Origin of the sequence: Alistipes sp. D31t1_170403_E11, from assembly GCF_015553985.1 — a bacterium.
In the GTDB taxonomy this organism is placed as follows: Bacteria; Bacteroidota; Bacteroidia; order Bacteroidales; family Rikenellaceae; genus Alistipes; species Alistipes montrealensis.
Genome location: NZ_JADNHQ010000002.1, coordinates 523301 through 548869, shown reverse-complemented (window position 1 = coordinate 548869; position 25569 = coordinate 523301). Strand labels below are relative to the sequence as shown.

Here is a 25569-nt window from a genome sequence, read left to right as displayed (position 1 = left end):
CGGGCTGCGGGCGGATTCCGCGCAAACAAACCGATTTCGCTCCCGGACCGGACATGCAGCGGACAGGCCGGGCACGGCCGTGGGTTCCGGCCCGCCGCCCTATCGGCGGCGCACGAGCTTCACGACGTTCTCCACATGATGCGTATGGGGGAACATATCGACGGGCTGCACGGCCTCAACACGGTATTCGGCGTCCATCAGCGCCAGGTCACGGGCCTGCGTAGCGGGATTGCAGCTCACGTAGACGATTCGCTCGGGCGCAGCGCGCAGGATAACGCCGATCACCGGCTCGTCGACGCCCGCACGCGGCGGATCGAGGATGATCACATCGGGACGGCCGTTCTCAGCGACGAACCCGTCGTCGAGCACCGCTTTCATGTCGCCGGCATAGAAAACCGTGTTGCCGATGCCGTTGAGTTCGGAGTTGACCTTCGCATCGGCGATCGCCTCGGGAACATACTCGACGCCCACGACTTTGGCGCAGCGGGCAGCGCAGAAATTGGCGATGGTTCCCGTTCCGGTATAGAGGTCGTAAAGCACGTCGCCGGGCTTGAGGTCCGCAAAATCGCGGGCCACCTTGTAGAGTTCGTAGGCCTGTGTGGAGTTGGTTTGGTAGAACGACTTGGGCCCCACCTTGAAACGCAGCCCCTCCATCTCCTCGATAATGTGGTCCTTGCCTTTATAGCAGACCGGGTCGAGGTCGCCCACCGAGTCGTTGAATTTCGTGTTGACGATGTAGAACAGCGACGTGATTTCCGGGAACTTCGCAGCCAGATGGTCCAGCAGGGCCGTGATGCGGGGCCGGTCGTCGCTGTTGAAAACCACGATCACCATTACCTCGCCGGTCGAAGCCGTGCGGACGATCATGTTGCGCATCAGCCCCGTATGTTCGCGGGCGTTGTGGAACGTATAACCGTTTTCGATGCAGAAACGCTTGGTCTCCATGCGGACGGCGTTCGACGGCTCGGGCTGGAGCCAGCACTTGTCGATATCCAGCACCTTATCGAACATGTTGGGAATGTGGAATCCCACGGCAGGCGCGTCGCCGATGTCGCCCGCGGTCTCGATCTCCTCGCGCGTCAGCCAGCGGCGGCCGGCGAAGGTGAATTCGAGTTTGTTGCGGTAGAACTGCGTATGCGCCGAGCCCAGGCAGGGCGCGATTTCGGGCAGGGCGATCTTGCCGATGCGCGTAAGCTGATCGCGAACCTGCTCGGTTTTGAAGCGCAGTTGCTCTTCGTAGGGCAGATTCTGCCACTTGCAACCGCCGCAGACCCCGAAATGTTCGCAGAACGCCTCGGCGCGCAGGGGCGATTTCTTCACATAGCGGACGACGAAGCCCTCCATGAAGCGGCGGCGCTTGGATCGAATCTGCACGTCGACCACGTCGCCCGGGACGGTCAGCGGAACGAAGACCACCACGTCGTTCCAGCGCCCCATGGCCTTGCCTTCGGCGGCCAGCGTCGTTATTTCGAGCCCCTCGATCAGGGGATAGTTCGCTTTCTTTCTTGCCATTCTTGCCATAAATTCGAGTTTGGGTTGCAAAGGTATAAAAAAGCCGGACGGGTTCAAACCCAAATCAAAAGCGATGCGGTAAAATTTTCCGCCGGATAAAACGGATCGTTACGACACCGAAGGCCGCAGGAATCAACTGTTTTCCGCCTTCCTCGCTTTTGCGCGCGCCCGTACCCCGCCGAGCCAGAAGCCCAGCGCAAAAGGACCGCCGACCAGCACCGCGAGTGCCAGCACGACATAGAGCAGGATTTTACCGACGAGTCCCGGCAGGGCGTCGAGCATCGTCCGGACCAGGTCGCCGCCCGTCGTCCGCAGTTGTTCGACCAGCGCCTCGCGTTCGCGCGAAACGTATTGCTGCAACTCGCCGCGCTGGCGGTCGAAATCGGCAAAGGCGTTGTCGACCGAAGCGTTCATCGTCCAGATCAACTGCGTGGCCTGCCGGTTCAGTTCCTCCAGCACCTTGTCCGAAATCTCGGGCAGGTTTTCGGCCACGGCCACGATGCGCGCAAAACTGCGTTCGAGCGAATCGAGCTGCGCCCCGACCTGCATGCGCAGGCTGTCCTGCCCGAGCCGCATTTCGAAGATATCCTTCGACCAGCCGATACTGTTCGACATCTGCTGGGTCTGGCCGCTCAGGCGGTCGTTGACATCGGCCAGCACTTCGGCGATCGAACCGGTGGCGTAGCCGCTTTCGACGCCTGCGGCCCGGAGGTATTCGAGCCACGCAAGGGTCGTATTGTCGGTCTCGTCGCCTTCCGAGGCGGGATTTTCACGTACGTAATCCGCAACGAACCCCTCCATCAGAGTATAGCGGTCGTCCGGAAGCACCTGCCGGGCAAGCCGTCCGGCCCGTCGGTCGAGCCGCCGGGCGGCGTCGCGGGCAATATCACTCTGAGGTCCGAACAGCAGCGAATCCGGCGCCCCGGCAAAGGCTTCGTTCATGCGGCGGCACAGAATCCACAGGTCGGCCAGCGCCACGTCGGGAATCCCCTGCATGGCGGCGGTCACCCCGGCGCGCGTGGCGCGGATTTTCCACCGCACGGCCGCGATGCGCACGTTCACATCGGGCGACGCGGCGACGATCGAATCGGCCGCACGGGCCACCTCGCCGGCCATATCGTAGTAAAACCCGCGCGTCATGGTCCGCACGTTCATCTGTTCTTTCGAGAGGGGATCGCCCGTAGCCACGGACACTTTCAGCAGCGAACATCCCGTGAGCGACACCGCAGCGAAAAGCGCGGCCGCCAGTTTCATCCATCCTTTCATCTTATTCCGTTTATGAGGTCCGGACCGCAATTACCTTTCCAGTTTTTTCACAAAGTCGCGGATATAGCGCACCGCAACGTAATGACCCGCCTGGGGCATGTTGCCGTGGTTGAACCCGTCGAACTCCCGAATCTGCACGTCAGGATGACCCGCAACCTGCATCATGCGCCAGAAATAGGCATTTTCTTCGTAGCGGCCCAGCATCTCCTGTTCCCGGTCACCCGAGAGAATCAGGATCGGCGGGCAGTCGGGCCGCACGTAGTTCAGCGGCGCCATGTCGTCCACGACGACCTGCGTGTCGGGAATGCCCATTTCGCGGCGGCGTGCAAAGTGGGTCACGACCTGCCCGCTGTAAGGAATCAGCGCCGCGAAGGCCGTGTCGGGGTCGATGCCGTAGGGCGCCATCCAGCGTTTGTCCAGGCCGATCATCGACGTAAGGTAACCGCCCGCCGAGTGCCCGGCGATGAAGATCAGCTTCGGATCGCCGCCGTACGAGGCGATGTTTTTCACCACCCACGCCGCGGCCGCGGCGGCATCCTCCACACAGTCGGCGACCTTTACGCGCGGAGCGAGGCGGTAATCCACACCCACCACGGCAAAACCTTTATCGCACAACGCCTTCGGAATATCGCGCCGCCCGCCCGTCAATCCGCCGCCATGAAACCACACGACGGTCGGAAACCCTTTCAGGTCCTCCGGATAACAGATATCCAGCCGGCAGAGCGAATCGGCGTAACCGTCGCCCGCAGCGTCGCGGTAGGCGATATTTTTTTCAGTCCTGTAAGCAGCCGTTTGGGCCGAAAGCCCCGCACAGAAGAGCGTCAGCGCGAAAAGAAGCGCAAAAAATCGTTTCATGGGATCGAGTCGTTTAGGTCATAAAGATAGGTAAATTCCCACAAAAAGTACTATCTTTGCAAAAGTAAACTTTCGCCGGGACGAGCGGCGCCGTCGCACATCCGGGAAACCGGACGGATGGGCCCGCAGTATCCTCGCGAAAGTACGGACTGCACCAAAAACAGCCTTTATATGAAAATCGCCTGCCTGCAATTCAATCCGATACAGGAAAACACCTATGTCGTCTGGGACGACACGAAAGAGTGCGTCGTGATCGACGCCGGAAACAGCAATCCGCACGAGGACGCCGCGCTCGACAACTTCATCGCCGAGCACGGGCTGAAACCCGTCATGGCGGTCAACACCCACGGCCATTTCGACCACACGCTGGGCGTCGAGCACCTCAAACAGCGCTACGGCATTCCCTTCGCCCTTTCGTCCAAGGACGGCTTCCTGCTGGACAACGCCGCGACGAGCGGTTCGGTCTTCGGCGTGAAGATCGGAGCCATGCCCACGGCGGACATCGACCTCGACACGACACCCGAAATCCGCTTCGGCCAAACCGCCCTGCGCGTAATCCACACCCCGGGCCACACCCCGGGCCACGTGGCACTGTACGAACCCGAGTCGAAATCGCTCTTTACGGGCGACACGCTCTTCCGCGAATCGATCGGCCGCACGGACCTTCCGGGCGGCGACTATTCGTGGATCATGCGTTCGATCCTCGACAGCCTGATTCCGCTGGGCGAAGAGGTCCACGTCTACCCCGGCCACGGCCCCGAATCGACGATCGGGCATGAAATGCTCTACAATCCCTTTATCGTCGAGGTGATGAACGAGGAGGTGAACTATCGGAATTGAATTCCGATGATTAAAAATGAAAAATTAAGAATTAAAAATTGGGGAAATTCATCCATAAGATTCTCTACCGGATCCTGCCGTTAGAAGGTTATCTGCGCGTTGTGAGCCGCCTGTTCTTCCTCTGGCAGCGGCTGGGCATCGGGCGTTACGCCCCCGCTACGGAATACGTCTACCACCTGCCGCAACTGGTCCGCCCGGGCGACACGGCGATCGACATCGGCGCCAATCTGGGCTATTACGCCCGTACGATCTCCCGGCTCGCAGGTCCTGCCGGGAAAGTCTTTGCCGTCGAGCCCGTGGCGCCGATCCGCAAAGTGCTCAGCCGCAACCTGCGCCGCTGCGGGAACGTCGAGATATTCCCCTACGCCCTCGGCACGGAGTCGAAACCGATCACGATGGCCAACGACTCGGCACGCGAGACAGGCTATTTCGGGACGGGGCAGAACTTCGTCAACGAAGACGGCGGCAAAGCCGACGTGGAGTTCACGGCCCAGATGCGCCGCGGAAGCGAACTGTTCGGAAAACTCGGGCGGATCGACTTCATCAAATGCGACATCGAAGGTTACGAACTCGTCGTGATGACCGAGATGCGTCCCCTGCTGGAACGACACCGACCCACGGTGCTGATCGAAACGGGCGGCACGAACCGTCCGCAGATCACAGCGCTCTTCCGGGAGATGGGTTACACGGGTTACACGCTCCGGCGCGGACAGGAGGTCCCGCTGACCGAAGAAAGCACCAAAGACATTATTTTCAGATATGCGCATTGACATCATCACGGTAGTTCCCGAACTCGTGACCTCACCGCTCAACGAGTCGATCCTCAAGCGGGCGCAGGAGAAGGGACTCGTCGAGATCGTCGTACACAACCTGCACGACTACGCCCACGACAAACGCAAGACCACCGACGACTACCCGTTCGGCGGCGAAGCGGGCATGGTCATGAAGTGCGAACCGGTCTTCGAACTGGTCGAGAAACTCCAGAGCGAGAGACACTACGACGAGGTTATCTACACCTCTCCCGACGGTAACCGATACAACCAGCACGAAGCCAACCGTTTGTCGACACTCGAAAACATCATCATCCTCTGCGGCCACTACAAAGGCATCGACCACCGCATCCGCGAGCACCTCGTCACGCGTGAAATCTCGATCGGCGATTATGTGCTGACGGGCGGCGAACTGGCGGCCTGCATCATCGCCGACTCGGTCGTAAGGATCATCCCCGGAGCCATCGGCGACGAGGCTTCGGCCCTGACGGACTCGTTTCAGGACAACCTGCTGGCGCCCCCGGTCTACACGCGGCCTGCGGAGTTCCGCGGCTGGCGGGTTCCCGACGTACTTTTGTCGGGCAACTTCGCCGAAATCGCAAAATGGCAGGACAACGAGGCCTACGAACGCACCAAGCGGCTGCGACCCGACTTACTAAACGAATAGCCCATGAACCCGTTATCCATCCTGCTGTTTACGCTCGGCATTTGTTGCATACGGCCTACCGCCGCACAGGAACCCGTCACGGTTTCATTCTCCAATCCGGTCCTGCAGGAGAGCGAATTTATACAGGCTTCGGCCAACCTTCAAAGGATATACGCCCTTAAAACTCTTATTACGGGCAAAATAGCAGGAACCCGATACCGACTCGACCTCGTTCACATCACCGACGGCAAGGAAAGCCGCCGGTTGCCGATGAACGACCTTATCTGCGAATCCGATACGCTGGAATTCTTCCTTGCATCCCAACCCGTCAGCACCGATTCGGTCCATATCATTCTCCGGTCCCCGATAACAAGACTCTGCGCATTGGGAATCCCCGGAACGGACAAGTGCATCCTGATGGAGACCATCCCCGGAAAAAGGCTGACCACGGACGACGCTATTCCCGTCGCTGCATTTTGCCAGGGCGAACCGATCGAAATACCGATGAAAGACGGGACCGTGCTCAAAGGGCTCCACTATTGCCATGTCCGCGACAGCCATCTCCACCCTTCGAAATGGCACGAACGGTTCAAACTGAAGAACTACCTCTATTTCGAAATTAAATTTACGAAACCCCAACGACCGGAAAATAAATGAAGTATTACCTCATCGCCGGGGAACCTTCGGGCGACCTGCACGGTGCAAACCTGATCAAAGGGCTGCTGAAAGCCGATCCCGGGGCGGAACTCCGTTTCTGGGGCGGGGATTATATGGCCGAAGCGGGCGGCGAAGCCAATCTGCGGAAACATTACCGCGAAACTTCGTTCTTCGGCATCGTACAGGTGCTGAAAAACCTCGGGACCATCAAACGCCAGATGCAGGAGTGCCAGGCCGATGTCGCAGCATTCGCTCCCGACGTGCTGATCCTGATAGACTACCCCGGATTCAACATGAAAATGGCCCGCTGGGCCAAGGAGCACGGCATCCGCACGTTCTACTACATCGCCCCGAAAGTCTGGGCATGGCGCGAATGGAGGGTGAAGGCCATCCGGCGGTATGTGGACAAACTGTTCATCATCTTCCCCTTCGAACGCGACTATTTCCCGCAGCACGGCCTCGAGCCCATCTTCGAAGGCAACCCGCTGGTCGACGCCATCGAAGCCCGGCAGGCGTCGCTTCCGACGCCTGCGGAATTCCGCAGCCGCAACGGGCTCGACCATCGCCCGATCATCGCCCTGCTGGCCGGCAGCCGCCGGGGCGAAATCCGCGAAAACCTGCCGCTGATGGCCGCTTTGGCGCAAAAATTCCCGGAACATCAGTTTGTGGTGACGGGCGTGATGTGGCTCGACCGGGCGCTTTACGAACAATATACCGCCGGAAGCGGTATCCGCTACGTCTGCGACCAGACCTACGAAACGCTGGCGGCAGCCGAAGCGGCAGTGGTGACCTCGGGCACGGCAACGCTCGAAACGGCACTGCTGGGCATCCCCGAAGTGGTGGTTTACCGCACGGTGTGGTGGCAGGTGTGGCTGAGGCCCTATGTGCTGAAAGTACCCTGGGTGTCGCTCGTCAACCTCAACCTCGGACGCGAGGCCGTTACCGAGATCATCCAGTCGGGACTCTCGACCGAACGGGCCGAAAAGGAGTTGCGGGCAATCGTCGCAGGAGGTTCCAAACGCGAAAAGATGTTCGCCGACTTCAGCGAACTGCGCGCGATTATCGGCGGCCCGGGCGCCAGCGAGCGGTTTGCCGCACGCATGGTCGCAGAACTACACGCACAGAAAATAAAATAGCTTCCGATGAACGGCCCTCTCGCTCCTCTGCTCGCCGGAGCATTTGTAATCGTATGCGGCCTGCTGGTCAAACGGTTCCCGATGCTGATCTCGGGTTACAACACCCTGTCGAAGGAGAAACGCAAAAACGTCGACATCGACGGTCTTTCGTCGTTCATGCGACGACACCTGGTGATAATCGGAGGTTTATTGATTTTATTTACAACAATACTCGAACTGACCGGCCAGCAGGAGGCCTTTACGATAATCCTCGCTGTCTACCTGCCGGTTTACGTGATCTGGATAGTGGTCCGGGCACAGCGCTACGACCACAATAAATAAGGAGAGAGCATGAAAATCATCTGCATAGGCCGCAACTACGCCGAACATGCCGCCGAGTTGCACGAGCAACTGAACGACAACGGGAAACTCCCCGAAGAACCGTTGTTTTTCCTAAAACCCGACACGGCGCTGCTGCGCAACAACGACCCGTTCTACGTACCCTCCTTCTCGCAGGAGATACATTACGAATGTGAGCTGGTCGTGCGGATCAACCGCGTGGGCAAGGCCATTGCGGAGCGTTTCGCCCGCCGTTATTACGACGAAGTGGGTCTGGGTATCGACTTCACGGCCCGCGACCTCCAGCGGAAAGCCATTGCCGAAGGCCTGCCGTGGGAGAGCTGCAAAGCCTTCGACCGCTCGGCGGCGATCTCGCCGGAGTTCATCCCGCTGGCCGAACTGGGCGGCGACATCCAGAAACTGCACTTCACACTCGACGTGAACGGGGAGCGCCGCCAGAGGGGCGACACAGCGGAAATGCTCTTCACGGTAGACCGCATCATCGCCTCGGTCTCGCAGTACATGACCCTGCGCATGGGCGATTTGCTCTACACGGGAACGCCGGCCGGCGTCGGACCGGTAAAGCCCGGCGACAACCTGTGTGCGGCACTCGAAGGACGCGAACTGTTAAATTTCGACATACGATAATGCTGCTCAACGACAAACTCAAACCTTTCCGCCTGCTGCTGGCTTCGCAGTCGCCGCGGCGCAGGGAGCTGATGACGGGCTGCGGGCTTCCGTACGAACTCGCCCCGAAATATGATTGCGAGGAGATTTACCCCGAAGACCTTCCGGCCGAACAGGTCCCGCTTTTCCTCTCGCGCCTGAAAAGCGAAACTTACCCCGTGCCGCTCGCCCCGAACGACATCCTGCTGACCGCCGACACGGTGGTCGTGCTCGACGGCGAGGTCCTGGGCAAGCCCCACAGCCGCGACGACGCCCTGCGGATGCTCGGCCGCCTCTCGGGACGCCGCCACACGGTCGTTTCGGGCGTCACACTGCGCACGGCCCAGCGGATGCACTCGTTCGAAGTACGGACCAGCGTCTGGTTCCGAACGCTTGCGGCCGAAGAGATCAAACACTACGTCGACACCTATCGTCCTTTCGACAAAGCGGGGTCATACGGCATCCAGGAGTGGATCGGCTATGCGGCCATCGAACGCATCGAAGGCTCGTTCTACAATGTCATGGGACTCCCCATCCAGAAAGTATACACCGAATTAGATAAATTTTTAGATTCATGAAACGCACCCTGCTGACCCTGCTCGCCGCGATCGCCCTCCTGCCCGCACTGGCCGATGAGGGCATGTGGCTCCCGAGCCTGATCTCCGGACGCATCGACGACATGCGCGCAAAAGGCTTCCGCCTCACGGCCGAAGACATTTATTCGATCAACAAAGCATCGATGAAGGATGCCGTCGTTCTTTTCAACGGCGGCTGTACGGGCGAACTCATCTCGCCCGAAGGCCTGCTGCTCACCAACCATCACTGCGGCTACAATGCCATCCAAAAGCACTCTACCGTCGAGCACGACTACCTGACCAACGGTTTCTGGGCCATGTCCCGGGCCGAGGAACTGCCCAACGAAAAACTTTACGTCCGCTTCCTCGTCCGCATGGAGGAGGTGACCGACCGCATGGCGGCAGGCGAAACGGCGGATGAGATCGTCAAAAAGGCCGAGGCCGAAGGCACGGGCTACAAAGCCTCGGTCGAGCAGATGTACTACGGCAACCAGCAGTTCCTGTTCGTCTACGAACAGTTCGACGACGTGCGCCTCGTGGCCGCTCCGCCCTCGTCGATCGGCAAGTTCGGCGGCGACACCGACAACTGGATATGGCCCCGCCACACGGGTGATTTTTCAATGTTCCGCGTCTACGCCTCGAAGGACAACAAACCAGCGGCCTACTCGCCCCAGAACGTTCCCTACCGTCCGAAGAAACACTTCAGTATATCCACGAAAGGGGTTAAAGAGGGCGATTTCACGATGATTTACGGATTCCCGGGCAACACGCAGGAGTACATCCTGTCGGACGCGGTAGCCTATATCGCCGAGCGTTCCGACCCGGCCAAAATCGCTATTCGCACGGGCCGCCTCGACATCATTTCCAAAGCGCAGGAGTCGGACCCCGCGCTGCGCATCCACTACGCCGCCAAGCACGCCTCGATCGCCAACGCCTGGAAAAAATGGCAGGGCGAAGCGCTGGGCATCAACCGCCGCGGAACCGTCGCCTCGAAATTCGATTACGAGACGCAGTTCGGACTCGCCGCCGTGGGACACCCCGAATACGCCGGCGTAGTGATGGGTCTGCGCGTCGAATACGACCGGATCATGGACGCCTATTTCGCTTACGAAATCACGCGCGAAACGCTCGGAACGCTGCCCGCAGCCTACACACCCGAAGAACGGGCCGAGGAGTGCTTCGCCCGGCGCAAGCCCACCGAACAGGCGCTCTGGCGCCATGCGTTCCGCGAATATGGCCGTTGCCCGAAGGTTTACCGCACGCCCTCCTACGCCGAAGGCATGGCCCGCTACAAATCGCAGGAAGCCTACGCCGACGCCCTTTTCGAAGCCGTATGGGAAGGCTCCGACAGCGTGGCCATGCAGCCCGCCGTCCTGCTTCGGCAAGATACCAAGCGCATGCTCGACCATATCTCGTGGATGCTGGGAACCAAGTCGCTGCGCAACCTTAACAGCAAAATCCTCAACGATCTTTACACTACTTATATAAAAGGGTTGCGCGAATGGGACCGGAAGCGGGCCTTCTATCCCGACGCCAATTTGACGCTCCGCGTGGCCTACGGCTCCGTGGCCGGGTACGAGTATGCCGACGGCGAGTACCACAAACCGCAGACGACACTCGACGGCATCATCGCCAAGGACAATCCCGAAATTTACGACTACGATATTCCGCAGTCGCTGCGCGACCTCTACGCTTCGAAGAATTACGGCCGCTGGGGCACGGTGATCGACGGCCGCAAGACGGTTCCGGTCTGCTTCCTGGCGACTAACCACACGACGGGCGGCAACTCGGGTTCACCGGTGCTCAACGCCGAAGGGGAACTCATCGGCATCAACTTCGACCGCACGTGGCGTTCGACGATGAGCGACATCGCCTTCGACCCCACGATCTGCCGCAACATCGCCGTAGACATCCGCTACGTGCTGTTCGTCGTGGACCGCGTCGGCGGCGCGGGCTACCTGCTCAAGGAGATGAAACTCAAATAAAGCACCGCCCGGGGCCTGTGCAGGAATGCCTGCACGGCCCTTTCGCAAATTTTAACGTTTTTCACGCAAAAATTTTGCGATTCGCAAAATAGTATCTATATTTGCACTCCCGAAAGTTGTATTCGGGAATGTAATGCCCAGGTGGTGAAATTGGTAGACACGCTACTTTGAGGGGGTAGTGGCGGTTACGCTGTGCAAGTTCGAGTCTTGTCCTGGGCACAAAACAAAAGAAACTCCAACTGATTATCAGCCAGTTGGAGTTTTTCTTTTTCTCAGTAGTCAAACAACCTGAAAAAATTGATTATATCGCAATATACCTTTTTCTATAATCAATTATACAATGGTTTAACCGTTGGCGGCAAAGGCAGATAATGATGATCTTCTAAAATATAAATCAAAGTATCATTTCGGTATAGAAGACGTTTATCCAAACGCCCATCTTCAATGTATGTTTCTTCAATGCCATCCCGGAGCCCCATTTTCCAATTAGTTACTCGTTCCGTCTTCCCATCATTATAATAATAAACAGATTTTCCATTATAGTCTCCATTTACACAATAGGATTCTTGGGAAATATTACCATTGGGATAATAGAGAATAAATGGCCCCGTCTGCTCTCCATTCACATAGCAACTTTCAATCTCGCGCCGCCCTAATGAATCGTAATAAATACATAGACCGTGCATTACCGAATCGATTGCCATGTAAACCCGTTCCCCGCCATCGGGCAAATATGACCGAATTAACCTGACATCGCTCATCGGCTTTTGTGCATAAGCTGCACTCAAGAACAACCCGAATACCACAACTACGATTAATTTACGCATGCTCCCAATAGCCCCGATTAATTTCTTTTTACAAAAGTATCCCCCTTCCAAATGATAGAATCACCCTCTATTCTTGCATACTCACCTTTTGCATAATATCTTTCGAAAAAAGAATCATCCACTCCCGGTATTTCAATCTTTATGGAATTAGTATCGCCGTCAATCTGATATGCTTCATTCGAGTCAAATCCGACAACCCCATAAAATAACCCTTCGAAAGAATGTTGCAATAAATATTCAGGGGAAATATGAAATTGAATTGATTTCGCATCACTTGGAATATTTAATTCTTTATTATTTTTCGAATAAGTCAGACGATATGTTTTGAAAGTTCCTGTATAAACTTCTATTTTCAAATCACTTCTCTGATACGGGATCGAAAAAGACACTTTTATACTATCCTGAACATTGGGATCATAAGACTGAGTTATACTCAGCCCTTTGTGTCCAACAACATAAGCCGGAACAGATGAATTCAATTCTATAAAATGATCATCGACCCGTTTGATAGTACTTTGCAACAAGGTATCATTATTATATAATACCGGAGGGGCCTGGGGAACGATAAAATAAAACACACCATTCTCTATTTTGATACACATGCCGGATTTGTTATAATAGACGCCGGATAATTTCTCTTTAGCCAATAAAGCGACATGAGAAAATAGGCAAACTAGTATAAACAAAAATATTATCTTTTTCATATTGATTTTATTTTGCATTTAACATTTTTTGCTGTCGTTTTTGATATTTAACTAAATCTTGAGAATAATTGTTTATCTCAGGATATACATACGGACTTACCGGATAATATTTTTCCGCCAACAGATCGCTTCCGTTCCAGCCGAGACCAAACCTTGACTCGTACATTCGAGCGCCATAATCTGTATAAGGCAATCCAATAAACGACTGTTCTTCCTTGCCATTGTAACGGTAACGGTTACCGGACAGCAAACCTTCATCCCAACGAAGTCCAAACGGATAGTAGTCGTTGCGTTCGACAACCTCTCCTGCATTATCGACAATTACCCGAACGCTCCCCAGATGATCGGTCAAATGATACTGCGGGGAATAACTTATGCCTCCAGCTGTCGCAGCGGCAAAAATTCGTCCACTGCTAAAAGCGGCACTCTCCAGCGATAAAACCCCGTTACAGGACTCATATACCAAAGAACCCAGGTAATACAGTCCGTTGGCTCCTGTATCCAGGGCCGCAAGTTTAGTATTATCCGAAAGATACGAATATTTTACCAACGTCGCACCGTCTTGTTCTGCTTTTTCGGTCAAATTCAAATGGTTGTAGAACAAAGCGAGATTATTGGCGCCATCGTGGATCATATTACCGTTTTTTGTCATATGAAAGGCCCCGCTCGACAAATTGACCGGATGCTGCACAATGTATTATGTCAGAAAAGGCCATCGTAAGCAATGGATACGCCATGCCGTACACCATCCGAGCCCCACATTCGAAGAGCACATGTCCACGATATACTGCGCCTCGGCCGCAGGCAGAGAGCGATCAGTTCGACGACCTTAAATTCGAACATATCGGAGCGTCTACGCCCCCCTTGGTGATATAGCCTTCGATGGCGTGCGTCAGGGCATCCATTCCCGTTGAGAATGATTCTGCCGACAGCACTAACGGATCGGTTTAAAGGTTGAACGCATCTTTCAGTTCCTGCATTTGGGTGTCGCTCATGCCCGCAGGCTGGAAGCCCATCGCACAGCCCGACATATAAATCTGGGCGGACTTGGAGAGCGTATCGATCATATCGAAAGGTTCGACGACATTTTCGCCCACACCCAGCGCGCCATGCTTCTCCCAAAGCACCACGTCGTATTCGTCGAGTTGCACGATGGTCGCATCGGCCAGCCCGATCGAGCCCGGCAGCGTATAGGGGACGATGCCCACCCCTTTGGGGCAGAACGCCCGGGTTTCGGGAATCATGCTCCATAACAGCCTGCTCAGTATATCCTTACCCAGAAACGCCTCGTTGTGGGTCATCGCCACCAGTTCGGTGGGATGGGTGTGAATCACGGCTTTCTGATTGCAGCCCTTGCCGATCAGGTAATCGTGGATCGAAAGGTGCGACGGCAGTTCCGATGTGGGATGAATATACTTTTCGGCCACGATCGCATAGCTACGGCCGTCGTCGGAGATACGGATGATCGCCATATTGTCCATCGGCGAGGACGAGACATAGCGCATCCGGCGGTTAGTACCGGTCACCAGGAAAAAATGACTGCGCAAGTTTTCAACCGGACGCGCCAGGGCGATGGATTCGCCCAGCGGAGTCAGGGCCCGGACCGCATCGTCGACCACATCGGTGACATTGTACGAAATATTGCCGCCGTTACGTTCGGCCCAGCCTTTCTGCCAGAGGTATCCGGCCACTTCGGCCACTTCGGCGATACGTTCCGCCAATTGTTCGTTGTATTTCATGATTTGCAGATTTTAAAACAGCGAAGGGAAAAAGATCGAGAAAAGCAGAATCGCGAGACCCAGCACCAGCATCGAGACCGCCCGCACACCGCTCCCCTTCCATTCTTTGAGGGCAATCCCCCAGAAATTGGAAAACAGTACATTGAGCGACATGAGGATACACCACGAAAACGCCAGCAGGACGGGCGTGCCCGCAAGGAAACTCCGTCCCATTTCAAGCCCGAAAAACTGCGAATACCACAACACGCCGGCCAGTGCGCAGAAGAACAGGTTCACGGCAAACTGACGGCCTTTCACGGCAAAATATTCACGGCCCGTATGGTGCTTCAGGTTCTCGCGCAGGCAGTAAACCGCGTTGGTGAGGAAGCCACCGAATGTCACGAGCAGAATCACAGGCAATCCGGCATAGAGGACATCGGCTCCTGCGGCCTGCATGGCTGTACGAATCGGCGCACCGGCATCGAGCCCCAGCGCGAAGCAGGCGCTCATGACACCGGCCAGCAAGGCCACCAGCAAACCTTTCGTCAAGGCGAAGTCGCGGACAGTAACCCGCTTCTCCTCCTCGCTCATATTGCGTGCGCGCAGCGACCCCGCATAACCGATCACGGCGATGCCGGCCAACGTGACGCATACACCCGACAGCAACAGCAGTCCGTCACCGTGGAGCAGATCCGTCCCGGCGAACAGCGCGGGCAGGAGCGTCCCGAACGCAGAGCAGGTCCCCAGCGACACCGACTGCCCGAGCGCTACGCCCAGGTAGCGCATCGACAGTCCGAACGTCAGTCCCCCGACACCCCATAAAGCGCCGTAGACAACCGCCTTCAGCGCGCCCCCGGTGCCCAGCAGGGCGAAAAGCGAAGCGCCCGAAGGTACGGCGGCCAGCGCTCCCGCCAAAGGAAACAACAGCCACGCAAAGGTGCCCTGCACCAGCCAGAAACTCTCCCAGCTCCACTGCTTCACCTTGCGGATGGGCACATAGGAACTGGACTGTCCGAAACTGCCGACGGCAATGATCAACAAGCCGAGAAACGTGTTCATGGTCGGCTAACGTTTCGAGGTGACTTCGCGCTCGTACGTCTCCACCTCGGCGATATAGTCCTCTCCCGCAGGAACACCGTTCTTCAGGCAGAAATAGTTGTAAACGTCGGCCCACGGCAGCGACTTGCTCTCTTCGAGGAGCGCCAGGCGCTGAAAATAGCGACCGTCGGCCTCGTATCCGCGCAATTTTTCGATCGGCGTGAGCATCGCCAGCAGGAACGCCTTCTGGGTGGCGCGGCTGCCGATGACATAAGCGCCGATCCGGTTAATCGAAGCATCGAAGTAATCCAGTCCGATATTCACCCGGTCGAGCGCCCCGGCCCAGACAATCTCCTGCGCCAGCATCTGTACGCTGTCGTTGAAGATCACCACGTGGTCGCTGTCCCAGCGTACGGGACGGCTCACGTGGAGCAGTATTTCGGGCGAGAAGAGCAGCATCGACGAAATCTTGTCGTACACGTCCTCCGTCGGATGGAAGTGCCCCATGTCGAGCGTCGCCATCAGGCCGTTGCTGACTGCATAGCCCATGTAGAACTCGTGCGAACCGACCGTGAAGCTTTCGAGCCCCGTGCCGAACAGCTTGCACTCCACGGCATCCTTGACATGGGCGAACTTGTGTTCGAAAACCCGATCGAGCGACTCCTTCAGCAACGAACGATAGCAGTAACGATTCACCGTCAGGTCTTTCGACCCGTCGTGAACCCAGATGTTATGGCATGCCTTGCTGCCCAACTGGCGGCCCATCTCGTCGGCGATACGGCGGCTGCGGATGGTGTGCTCGACCCAGAAATTGCGAATCGCCTTGTCGGGACTGGCCAGCGAAAGGTCACCGCTCTTGGGGTGTGAGAACGAAGTCGAGTTGAAGTCGAGCTTCATGCCGTTGGCGCGGGCCCAGTCAATCCAGCTCTGGAAATGTTCGGGTTCGATCTGGTCACGGTCGACCTTTTTACCCTTGAAATCGCCGTAAATGGCGTGCAGGCTCAGGCGGTGGCTGCCAGGGATCAGGCTCTTGGCCTTCTCGATGTCGGCGCGCACTTCGTCGATGTTGCGGGCCTTGCCGGGGTAATTGCCCGTGGCCTGGATGCCGCCTGTGAGCTGGCCTCCGGAATTTTCGAAGCCCGTCACATCGTCCGTCTGCCAGCAATGCAGCGAGAGTGAAATCTGCTGCAAGGCAGCAAGAGTCTTGTCGGTATCGATGCCCATTTCGGCATAACGCATCCGGGCGGCCTCGTAGGCTTTGGTGATTTGATCCTGTTTCATATTGATTGTTGAATGATTGTTATTACGCTATTTTCTTGTCATGCAGTCACGCCTGTGATCCGGGCTTTGAATTTTTCATACGCAAGGTTCCACGCCCGGGTGTCGCCGGGCAGGAACGTCTCGGTCGGAACGCAGCGGCCAATCAGGCGGCGCATTTCGGCCAGCGACCCGACCCGGCCTGCCGCCCAGGCTTGCATCATGATATTGCCGATCGCGGTCGCTTCAGCCGGGCCCGCAACGACCGGAATCCCGATCGAATCGGCCGTAAACTGGTTCAGGAGGGCATTTTTCGACCCGCCGCCGATGACGTGAAGTTTCTCGATCGGGAACGGAGTCAGCGACCGGAATTCGTCGAGCACCATGCGGTATTTCAGGGCCAGACCCTCGAAAATCGCACGCACCATCTCCCCATGCGTCTGCGGCACCTTTTGTCCCGTCCGCACGCAGTATTCGGCAATCGCGGCAGGCATACACCCCGGATGAGCGAACGATTCATCGTCGGGGTCGATGAAGACCCCGAACGGCACGGCCGAACAGGCCATCCCGACCAACTCGGAATAGGTATATTCCTTCCCCTCGCGCGCCCACGCTTTGAGGCACTCCTCCAGCAGCCACATGCCGGTAATGTTTTTCAGCAGGCGCGTCGTACCCCCGACACCGCCTTCGTTGGTGATGTTGCAGGCTGCCGTGCGTGCGTCAATCACCGGTTCGCGTACTTCGATTCCCATCAGCGACCAAGTGCCGGAACTAAGATAAGCGAAGTGCTCGTTTTCGGCCGGCACGGCCGCTACGGCCGACGCCGTATCGTGTCCCGCCACGGCTACGACGGGAATCCGGCCCACACCGGTTTCGGCCGCCAGATGTTCGTTCAGCAGGCCGATCCGATGTCCGGGCATCACGATATCGCAAAACAGCGAAGGGTCGATTCCCATCCCCTCCAGCAATTCAGGCTCGATCTTCCTTGTCCGCGGGTTCAGCAACTGCGAAGTTGAGGCGATCGTGTATTCGGTAACCATTTCGCCCGTAAGCAGGTAGCTCAGTGCATCGGGCATGAAGAGCAGTTTTGCCGCTGCCGCCAGTTGCGACGCTCCTTTTTTTCGCAGGGCATAAAGCTGGTAGAGCGAATTGAAGGGCATGATCTGTATCCCCGTGCGGGCATACACTTCCCTACGAGACAGCACGTTGGCGAAATACTCGGCCGGAGCTCCCTCCGTATGAGGATCCCGATAGGCATAGGGCATTCCCAGCAACGAACCGTCGCCGCCGACGAATGCGAAGTCGACACCCCACGTATCGATCCCGACCGAAGTGATCGCGACACCTTCGCGCGCAGCAGCCCTGAGCCCGTCGCACAAGTACTCGTAGAGCGAAAATATGTTCCAATAAAAGTGACCGCCCAAAGGCAGTGTCTGATTCGGGAAGCGGGTCAGTTCCCGGATACGGAGTTCCCCGTTCGAAAGCATTCCCAGAACAGTTCGGCCGCTTGTGGCGCCCAGATCGAACGCAATGAAATGTTGAGGGTTCATTTTCGGCAAAAATTAGTCTTCTCCAAGCGCTTTTTTACGGATACTCCGGACAAAAAGGATTAGGACCGGTTTTGCTTTTTCTGCGACTTGCCTCCTGCTCATAGACGGGTGAAATTTAGGTTAATGCTCGGGTTCAATAGGAGCAATTTTAAGTTTTAAACAAAATTAGAGCGGATTTACACAAATATTATTAATCATTTTGACAGAAAAATTCCAATAAATGACACGATACCGGATTCAGACATGCACCGAAGTCACGGGACGCACGATTCAACAAGGCCGGCAGCCACTCCCGGTGGTAAATCCACCCGTCCTCGACAAGGCCGGCATCGGCGAAAATCCGCGTCCGAACCCTCCTGCAAATCATCTTTTCGTTTTGCGCTCCTGCACGTTCGAGATTTTCTTGATAACTTGCCGCAATGTTTCTTCCGAATCCGTACGAACACACAGCCGAGGAGGAAACACGCCTTTGCCGCATTACGGCACAGGAGGGCGTCAACCGATTGGCGCCGGTATCAAACCGCAACCCATATTCGATAATTTCAGAAAGAGATGTCAAGCGCTTCTGTCACAGGCATTCCCGTCAACGACGGCCCGGATAGCTTATCCGGCCTGTACAACAGGTATGCAAATGCACTCTACAACTACGGAGCGGGACTCGGGTTTCCGAAGGATACCTGCATGGACGCCATCCACGATGTCTTCTGCAAACTCACCCGCGACAAGGCGCAAGAACGCTTTCCGACCCGACCTGTGATATCCCGGTCAGCAGCGAAATCTACCTCGAAGCGGCGAAAAGCCGAACGATCCTTTCGCGTCCATACCGACGAGCCCGATGTACCTTGGGGCGGCGCCCCAAGGTACATCGGCTCTCTATCGCAACGAAGAGTCTGGAGAACGACCGGTTCCAAGTCTGATAGCGTGTGCCTTCACCGCCGGAACGGTCAAGGTCATATCCCGCAAAAACAGGTGCGAAGTACTAACCCGGGACATCCATACGGCAGGTTTGGCAACGAGCATCCGGCCGACAGTGAACCACAACCAGATCGGGGCCAACGAAAAAGATTTGTCATTTATGATTCCCAACGCCGACAATCGCGTCAAAATCGGAACGGACTTTCTTTATAATCCGATTGAAGATCACTCCCCGATGCGGAAATTTCCCTGCGTTAACTGGCGGTAAGCCGTCGGCGTCGTGCCGTTCTTTTTCTTGAAAACCGTGAAAAAATATTCGTAATTCTCAAATCCCATCATGTAGGCGATCTCCTTGATGGGAATCGGCGTATTCGCGAGCAGTTCCTTCGATCTGGTAAGCCGTATTTCCAGAATATACTGCGCCGGGGCGAACCCGGTATATTCCTTGAAAATTTTACGAAAGTTCGAATAACTCATGTGCAACTCGGCGGCAATCTCCTTCGGATGAATATCCTTAAACCGCTCGGTTATGAGAATCTTAGCCCGGTTGATCTGCGTCAGTATTTCCGAGGTTTCGAACACGTAGTTCTTGTCGTAGGAATAAGCCAGCCCGAGCAGGTAGTTGACGATTCCGGCCAAAATCTGCTGGAATCCCGATTTCTGCTCGGCAGCGACCTGGATGGCTTGCTGGTAAAGTTCCACGATGCGGCTGTGAATACCTACATTATAGACCGGCTTCTCCCGGTGGAAGAAATTGTTGGCCATCCAATAATCGATGTGGCTGCCCTGAAATCCAATCCAGAACTCATCCCACCCCGTCTCTCCGTCGGGGCTGTAATTGTGCCATTCGCCGGGAAAGAGCAGGAACATATTGCCTTTGGAAAGAGGGACGAAATGGTCCGCGCCAATGCTCCTGGAGGTAAAATGGCCCTTGCCGCGGGTGATATAAAGCAACTGAAATTCATTGAGGATACGCCCGTAATTCGTGGAAAAACTGTAACGCGACGGATGCACGTCGGGCGGATAGGCCATGCCGGGGGCAATACTCTGGAAACCGACCGAATTGGTCGTCATGCCCCAGTTCAAGTCGGTCTGGCTGATTGCCAGATATTGTATATGGATCGAGTCGTCCATACCGGAAAAAGTTTAGGTTAGCGATTTTGCAAGATAGAAAAAAATAGCAGAATCAGCCGTGTCACAATTGCAATATTTTATAATACCCTACCTGGAAAATCCCCCGAGAAATCACAAAAAGAAAGTTCTCCACCGAAGACAAAAAGCCAGAAATCCCCTTTCAGACGCGTACAAACGGTTTATTTTTAGAAATAGTCAAAAAATCAGTTGGAAGCGACAAAAGAAAGCCATAATAGAAACGCGTTTTTATTTTTGTCAAAAAACAAAGTACTTGTGTCAAAATCAGCATATACGATAGGAAAATACAGCATACATTTGTTTACAGCAATAAAACCACAAACAGAAAACACGCTCTTTCCTTTATAACACTATTCCATTCGAAACAATGATCGCTGCGACCAAAACATAAAAAAGCAAACCACAATCGACCGAAAACAATTAACCTAACACTTAACTCTATGAATGAAAAAAGTTCTACTTTTATCCGAAGAAGAGCGACAATCTGCTTTAAGTTGCTCTGTGCCTGCGTGAGCCTGCTGCTGCTGGATGCACAATACGTCCGGGCAGCCGAGCAAGAGGGGGGGGGTGATCTACTCTCCGTCCGGGGTGTGGTAGTCGACACCAAAGAACCTCCCACACCGCTCGTCGGCGCCACCATTATCGTAAAGGGAACTCCTGCGGGGACGACCACCGACGGCAGCGGTTTCTTCTCCATCAAGGCAAAAAAAGGCGATCTGCTGGTCGTCAGTTATCTCGGTTACCAGACCAAAGAGGTCCGCGTCAATTCGTCGATATCGAACATGTCGATCGCGCTGGCCGAAGATGCCACAGCGCTCGAGCAGGTCGTCGTAACAGGCATGACCTCACAGGCGAAAGTCAAAATCGCATCGTCAGTCGGCATCGTCGAAAACACTAATTTCACCAACAAACCCATCACCCGACTGTCGCAAGCCCTCCAGGGCGGCACGACCGGCGTTTTCGTATCGCAAAGCTCGGGTATGCCGGGCGGCGATGGTGCAAAGATCAAAATCCGCGGCGTCGCGTCGCTGCTGGGTTCCGACCCGCTCATCCTGATCGACGGCTTCGAGTCGGACATGGACAAGCTCGACCCCTCGACCGTGGAGTCGATCTCGGTGCTCAAAGACGCCTCGGCAGCCTCGATGTACGGCGCCAAAGCCGGTAACGGTGTAATCGTCATCACGACCAAACGCGGTACGGCAGGACGCGTGCAGGTGGGCTACAACGGCTACTACGGCATACAGCAGCCCCTCTACATGCCCAAGTTCGGCGATGCCGTCGACTACATGAACTACTACAACGCCGCCTCGGTCAACAGCGGCGCCACCCCGAGCTATACCGATATCATGATCGAGACCACGCGCAACGGCTCCGACCCGATCAACTTCCCCAATACCGACTGGACAAAGGAGACGATGCACGAATTCACCAACATTCAGGAGCACAACCTCAGCGTCTCGGGCGGTAACACTACGGCCCGCTTCGCGCTGGCAGCGCAATACATGAAGCAGGACGGCATCTATAAATACATGGACAACGGCTTCGAACGCCTTTCGGTACGCCTGAACACGACCATCAACCTCTCGAAGACGCTCTTCACCTATGTCGACGCCTTCGTCAACCGCGACACCCAGCGCCAGCCCAACACCACCAACAGGTCGCTCATCGATTTTATCTACCGCACGCCGCCGACCGTCGCAGGCATCTATCCCCGCAAGGAGGGCCAGCGCGAGAACATGGTCTATTACGGCATCTACCAGACCGTGCAGAATCCGCTCTACAACCTTCAAAAGGGTATCAAGCGCGAAGAGTTCAAGGACTACGTAACGCTGAACATCCGTCCCACGTGGTACATTATCCCGGAGCTGGTCCTCAAAGGCCAGGTAGGCTACCGCCTCTCGTCGGGACTCACGCGCCGTACGCGCCCGGCCTTCCAGCTGATCGACTACTTCACCGACGACATCGTTTTCGACAGCGGCAAGATGAGCGAAACCTCCTACCCCAACCGCCAGTCGTACTGGACGGCCAACCTGATGCTCGACTGGAACAAGGATTTCAGGAACGGCCACACGCTCAACTTGATCGGCGGCTGGTCGGCCGAATACGACATGCGCAACGCCTGGGATGTAGTAACACTGGTTTCGTTCTTCGGAAAAGCCTATTACAGCTACGATGACCGTTACATGCTGGAGGTTTCGGCCCGCGGCGACGGCTCGTCGCTCTTCGACAAGGGCCACAAGTGGGGTTTCTTCCCCTCGGCCGCCCTGGGATGGAACATCGCCAACGAGTCGTTCCTCAAGGATGTCAACTGGATCAATACGATGAAGCTGCGCCTCTCATACGGCAAACTGGGTAACAACCACGTAAGCCCCTACAAATACCAGAGCCTCGTCAGCAGCAGCGGCAACGAGACCGTCAACGGCAACCCCAACCTCACGTGGGAGGTCGTCTCGATCTGGAACGCCGGTCTCGACCTGAGTTTCTTCGACAACCAACTGGACTTCACCGTCGACGTTTTCCGCAAGAAGACCACCGACCTGATCGTCAACACCCCCTCGACGCTCAGCTCGGCGTTACTCAACTCGTTCCAAAACGCCGGCGACGCGAAAGTCGACGGTTTCGAGATCAGTGCGGGCTACAACCACAATTTCAACAAACACACGCGCATCAGCTTCAACGTCGGCTATTCCTACACCAAATCCAAACTGACGAGGGTGATCAACAACAAAATCATCTCCGGCGACCGAATCTACCAACAGGGCCGTGCCATCACCGAATACTACGGCTACGTGGCCGACGGCCTGCTGACCCAGCGCGACATCGACAACAACTACCCAATCATCGGCGGTTACAATTCGGCATCACTGTCACAGCAGCCCGGCGACGTGAAATACGTCGATATGAACGGTGACGGGGTGATCAACGACAGTGACCGCGTGCCCATCGGGCGCGTCGATCCCGAATCGGTTTACTACATGAATCTGTCGTTCTCGTGGAAAAACCTCGACTTCGAAGCACAGGCCAACGGCGTGGGTTCGGTCCCCGTCTTCTACACCAACCTGATATCCAACCCGCTCGACGGCGACAACGGCGGCAAACCCCAGCAGTGGCATTTCGACTACTGGACCGAAGATCATCAGACGGCCCGCTTCCCGCGCCCGACGCTCCAGGCCGGCAACAACGGACTCTTCTCGACCTTCTGGCGGGAAAACGGCGCTTTCCTGCGCGTACGCTACATCCAACTGGGATACAGTTGCCCGTGGCTGGCCAAAAAAATCCGCGCCGAAAGCATCCGCATCTATGCCAACGTGCAGAATCCCTTCACCTTCACCAACGTCGAACTGATCGACCCCGAAAGCAAGGGAACCTACTCCACCTACCCCATGTTCCGCACCTACTCCGTAGGCCTGAACGTACGGTTTTAATCCCTGTTAACCAAAAGAAAGCATACACGTATGAAATTTCAGCATAAAATCGCAAAATGCCTCACGGCCGCGTTCCTGCTCGGAAGCGTAACCATCCTGACAGGGTGTGAGGATTTCCTCCAGAAAGACGTACCCAACGACACCACCGAAGAGGAGTGGTGGCAGACGGTCGGACAGCTCAACACCGCCCTGAACAGCATCTACAAAACCATTCCTTCGGGGCTGATCCTCTACCAGAACTCGGACGACAGTTCCACCACTCCCGGAGCCGCCAGCAACACGATCGTGGAGCGGGAGGCCCTCACCGACAATTGCATCGGCAGTCCCGACTACATCAATTTCAGCAGCTACGACAGCGGTACGGTTCCCACCAGCGACATCCTCGCCCGCACGCTGTGGTTCAACCGCTGGAGGGGTATCCGCCGCGCCTGCCGGTTTCTGGAGAACTACCACCGAGCATTCGTCCCCACCTCCTACAAGGCGCAGGTAACGCGCATGGCCGCCGAAGCGCGCGCCTGCCGGGCCTTCTACCACCTCGACCTCTTCCTGCATTTCGGGAACATTCCCATCGTCGAGACCCCCACGCTGCCCTCCGAACAGGAACTGAGCCGCGAGAGCGCCGACCGGATCGTGAGCTGGATCGCCGCCGAATTCGAAACCGCAGCCGGCAACCTGCCGGTAAAAGGCGGTCCCGGATACACGGCCACCGAGGCCTGGCGTTGGACGCAGGACGCCTGCTACGCTTACATGTCTTATCTCTACCTCTACGTCGGCGACTGGGCGAACGCCAAAAAGTGGGCCTCGAAAGTGATCGACGAGGGCAGATATCAACTCATGCGCGTCGAAACCGACGAGGGTACGGCTCCCTATGCCGTACACCACAGCGCCTACTCGACCCTGTTCATCGCCAAGAACTTCGAGGGAACCGCCGCCGGCAACAATACTGAAGCGATCTTCATCAAGAACAACGGTGCCCAGCAGGTCCGCGCCCGTTTGGCTCCGTACGGAAACACATCCGGCGGCTCGGTCGATTCGCCGACGGCCTCGCTGGTCAACGAATACGAACTGCTCGACGGGCGCACGCTCGACGAATTGGACGACGCGACGCGCGACGCGCTGATCCGCAACCCGAAAGCGCTTCCGCGCGACCCGCGTCTGGAAGCCACCGTTCTCTTCCCCAACGAAAGCTTCATCAACGTACGCCCCGACCCCTGGACCTCCGGCAGCCTCGACCAGGTCGGCCGCATCAACTCATCGATGACAGGCTACTGGGTGAAAAAATGGGGCAACTACCGCGACTGGGTCGACAAGCGAGGCGACACGCAGGGTATCAACGACTTCTACCTGATGCGCTACGCCGTAGTGCTGCTCAACTACGTGGAAGCGGCCATCGAACTGAACCAGCTTTCTGACGAGAACATCTACACCTACCTGAACGACATCCGCACCCGTGCAGGCATGCCCGAAGTCGACCGCGAGAAGTATAAGACGCAGGCGAAACTGCGCGAACTGGTTCGCCGCGAACGCCGCGTCGAGCTGGCCTTCGAAGGCCACCGCCTGTTCGACATCCGCCGCTGGAAGATCGGCACGCAGGTAATGAACGGCCCCGTCCTCGGAGCCTACAACCCCAATACAGGAAAACAGCATCAGGCGAAGGTACGCGTGTTCAACGAACGCGACTACCTGTGGCCCATTCCGGCCGAGGAAATGTCCATGAATCCCAATATGGAGCAGAACCCCGGTTATTAACGAATTAA

General features: G+C 56.4%; 22 protein-coding genes and 1 tRNA gene. 12 read left to right on the top strand and 11 right to left on the bottom strand.

All coding sequences use genetic code 11. The annotated features are described in order from the left end of the window. Nucleotides 1-99 precede the first annotated feature (99 nt). The 3 genes from rlmD to I2E69_RS05535 form a co-directional block, all read right to left on the bottom strand. Nucleotides 100-1512, bottom strand: a complete 1413-nt coding sequence (gene rlmD, locus I2E69_RS05545; protein WP_195459675.1) for a 23S rRNA (uracil(1939)-C(5))-methyltransferase RlmD — start codon at nt 1510-1512, stop codon at nt 100-102. A gap of 132 nt (nt 1513-1644) precedes the next feature. After that, the gene (locus I2E69_RS05540; protein WP_195459673.1) at nt 1645-2778 is read right to left on the bottom strand and encodes a hypothetical protein; all 1134 of its coding nucleotides are present in this window, start codon (nt 2776-2778) and stop codon (nt 1645-1647) included. A gap of 30 nt (nt 2779-2808) precedes the next feature. Beyond that, a complete protein-coding gene (locus tag I2E69_RS05535; protein ID WP_195459670.1) occupies nt 2809-3633 on the bottom strand; it encodes an alpha/beta hydrolase in 825 nt (274 codons plus the stop codon). 171 nt (nt 3634-3804) lie between these two features. On the opposite strand from I2E69_RS05535, the gene I2E69_RS05530 reads away from it, so the two are divergent. The 10 genes from I2E69_RS05530 to I2E69_RS05485 all read left to right on the top strand — a co-directional run bounded on the left by I2E69_RS05530 (nt 3805) and on the right by I2E69_RS05485 (nt 11445). Further along, nucleotides 3805-4473 (top strand): MBL fold metallo-hydrolase, encoded by a 669-nt coding sequence (locus tag I2E69_RS05530; protein ID WP_195459668.1) that lies wholly within the window; start codon nt 3805-3807, stop codon nt 4471-4473. A 38-nt stretch (nt 4474-4511) separates the two neighbouring features. Beyond that, complete coding sequence (locus I2E69_RS05525; protein WP_195459665.1) at nt 4512-5243, top strand: FkbM family methyltransferase; 732 nt, start codon at nt 4512-4514, stop codon at nt 5241-5243. Next, a complete protein-coding gene (gene trmD / locus I2E69_RS05520) occupies nt 5233-5910 on the top strand; it encodes a tRNA (guanosine(37)-N1)-methyltransferase TrmD (RefSeq protein ID WP_195459662.1) in 678 nt (225 codons plus the stop codon). Before I2E69_RS05525 ends, trmD begins: the two co-directional genes overlap by 11 nt. A gap of 3 nt (nt 5911-5913) precedes the next feature. Then, nucleotides 5914-6546: a hypothetical protein gene (locus tag I2E69_RS05515; RefSeq protein ID WP_195459659.1), complete on the top strand. Its 633-nt coding sequence runs from the start codon at nt 5914-5916 to the stop codon at nt 6544-6546. Then, nucleotides 6543-7682 carry a lipid-A-disaccharide synthase gene (lpxB, locus tag I2E69_RS05510; RefSeq protein ID WP_195459657.1) on the top strand — a complete coding sequence of 380 codons (1140 nt, stop codon included), beginning with the start codon at nt 6543-6545 and terminating at the stop codon, nt 7680-7682. The genes I2E69_RS05515 and lpxB overlap by 4 nt, the downstream gene beginning before the upstream one ends. Nucleotides 7683-7688: 6 nt before the next feature. After that, a complete protein-coding gene (locus I2E69_RS05505) occupies nt 7689-8003 on the top strand; it encodes a DUF3784 domain-containing protein (protein WP_195459654.1) in 315 nt (104 codons plus the stop codon). A gap of 9 nt (nt 8004-8012) precedes the next feature. Then, nucleotides 8013-8648 carry a fumarylacetoacetate hydrolase family protein gene (locus tag I2E69_RS05500; protein ID WP_195459652.1) on the top strand — a complete coding sequence of 212 codons (636 nt, stop codon included), beginning with the start codon at nt 8013-8015 and terminating at the stop codon, nt 8646-8648. Then, nucleotides 8648-9244, top strand: a complete 597-nt coding sequence (locus I2E69_RS05495) for a Maf family nucleotide pyrophosphatase (RefSeq protein WP_195459649.1) — start codon at nt 8648-8650, stop codon at nt 9242-9244. Before I2E69_RS05500 ends, I2E69_RS05495 begins: the two co-directional genes overlap by 1 nt. Then, nucleotides 9241-11226: a S46 family peptidase gene (locus I2E69_RS05490; RefSeq protein ID WP_195459646.1), complete on the top strand. Its 1986-nt coding sequence runs from the start codon at nt 9241-9243 to the stop codon at nt 11224-11226. Before I2E69_RS05495 ends, I2E69_RS05490 begins: the two co-directional genes overlap by 4 nt. A 135-nt stretch (nt 11227-11361) precedes the next feature. Further along, nucleotides 11362-11445 (top strand) — tRNA-Leu (locus I2E69_RS05485). Nucleotides 11446-11555: 110 nt separating this feature from the next. Here the strand turns inward: I2E69_RS05485 and I2E69_RS05480 are convergent. The 8 genes from I2E69_RS05480 to I2E69_RS05445 all read right to left on the bottom strand — a co-directional run bounded on the left by I2E69_RS05480 (nt 11556) and on the right by I2E69_RS05445 (nt 20369). Next, nucleotides 11556-12053 (bottom strand): toxin-antitoxin system YwqK family antitoxin, encoded by a 498-nt coding sequence (locus I2E69_RS05480; RefSeq protein ID WP_195459644.1) that lies wholly within the window; start codon nt 12051-12053, stop codon nt 11556-11558. Between the two features lie 17 nt (nt 12054-12070). Continuing rightward, nucleotides 12071-12757, bottom strand: a complete 687-nt coding sequence (locus I2E69_RS05475; protein WP_195459641.1) for a hypothetical protein — start codon at nt 12755-12757, stop codon at nt 12071-12073. Nucleotides 12758-12764: 7 nt separating this feature from the next. Next, entirely contained in the window at nt 12765-13391 is a 627-nt protein-coding gene (locus tag I2E69_RS05470; protein ID WP_195459639.1) for an RHS repeat domain-containing protein, read from the bottom strand. Between the two features lie 313 nt (nt 13392-13704). After that, on the bottom strand, nt 13705-14496 hold the full coding sequence (gene rhaD, locus I2E69_RS05465) for a rhamnulose-1-phosphate aldolase (RefSeq protein WP_195459637.1): 792 nt from the start codon (nt 14494-14496) through the stop codon (nt 13705-13707). Nucleotides 14497-14508: 12 nt separating this feature from the next. Continuing rightward, the gene (gene rhaT / locus I2E69_RS05460) at nt 14509-15534 is read right to left on the bottom strand and encodes an L-rhamnose/proton symporter RhaT (protein ID WP_195459634.1); all 1026 of its coding nucleotides are present in this window, start codon (nt 15532-15534) and stop codon (nt 14509-14511) included. 6 nt (nt 15535-15540) lie between these two features. Further along, the gene (locus tag I2E69_RS05455; RefSeq protein ID WP_195459631.1) at nt 15541-16794 is read right to left on the bottom strand and encodes an L-rhamnose isomerase; all 1254 of its coding nucleotides are present in this window, start codon (nt 16792-16794) and stop codon (nt 15541-15543) included. A gap of 38 nt (nt 16795-16832) precedes the next feature. Further along, entirely contained in the window at nt 16833-18320 is a 1488-nt protein-coding gene (locus I2E69_RS05450; RefSeq protein WP_195459628.1) for a rhamnulokinase, read from the bottom strand. Between the two features lie 1140 nt (nt 18321-19460). After that, entirely contained in the window at nt 19461-20369 is a 909-nt protein-coding gene (locus tag I2E69_RS05445; RefSeq protein WP_195459625.1) for an AraC family transcriptional regulator, read from the bottom strand. A 512-nt stretch (nt 20370-20881) separates the two neighbouring features. On the opposite strand from I2E69_RS05445, the gene I2E69_RS05440 reads away from it, so the two are divergent. After that, entirely contained in the window at nt 20882-23812 is a 2931-nt protein-coding gene (locus I2E69_RS05440; protein ID WP_195459622.1) for a SusC/RagA family TonB-linked outer membrane protein, read from the top strand. 30 nt (nt 23813-23842) lie between these two features. After that, nucleotides 23843-25561, top strand: a complete 1719-nt coding sequence (locus I2E69_RS05435) for a RagB/SusD family nutrient uptake outer membrane protein (RefSeq protein ID WP_195459620.1) — start codon at nt 23843-23845, stop codon at nt 25559-25561. Nucleotides 25562-25569: the final 8 nt, after the last annotated feature.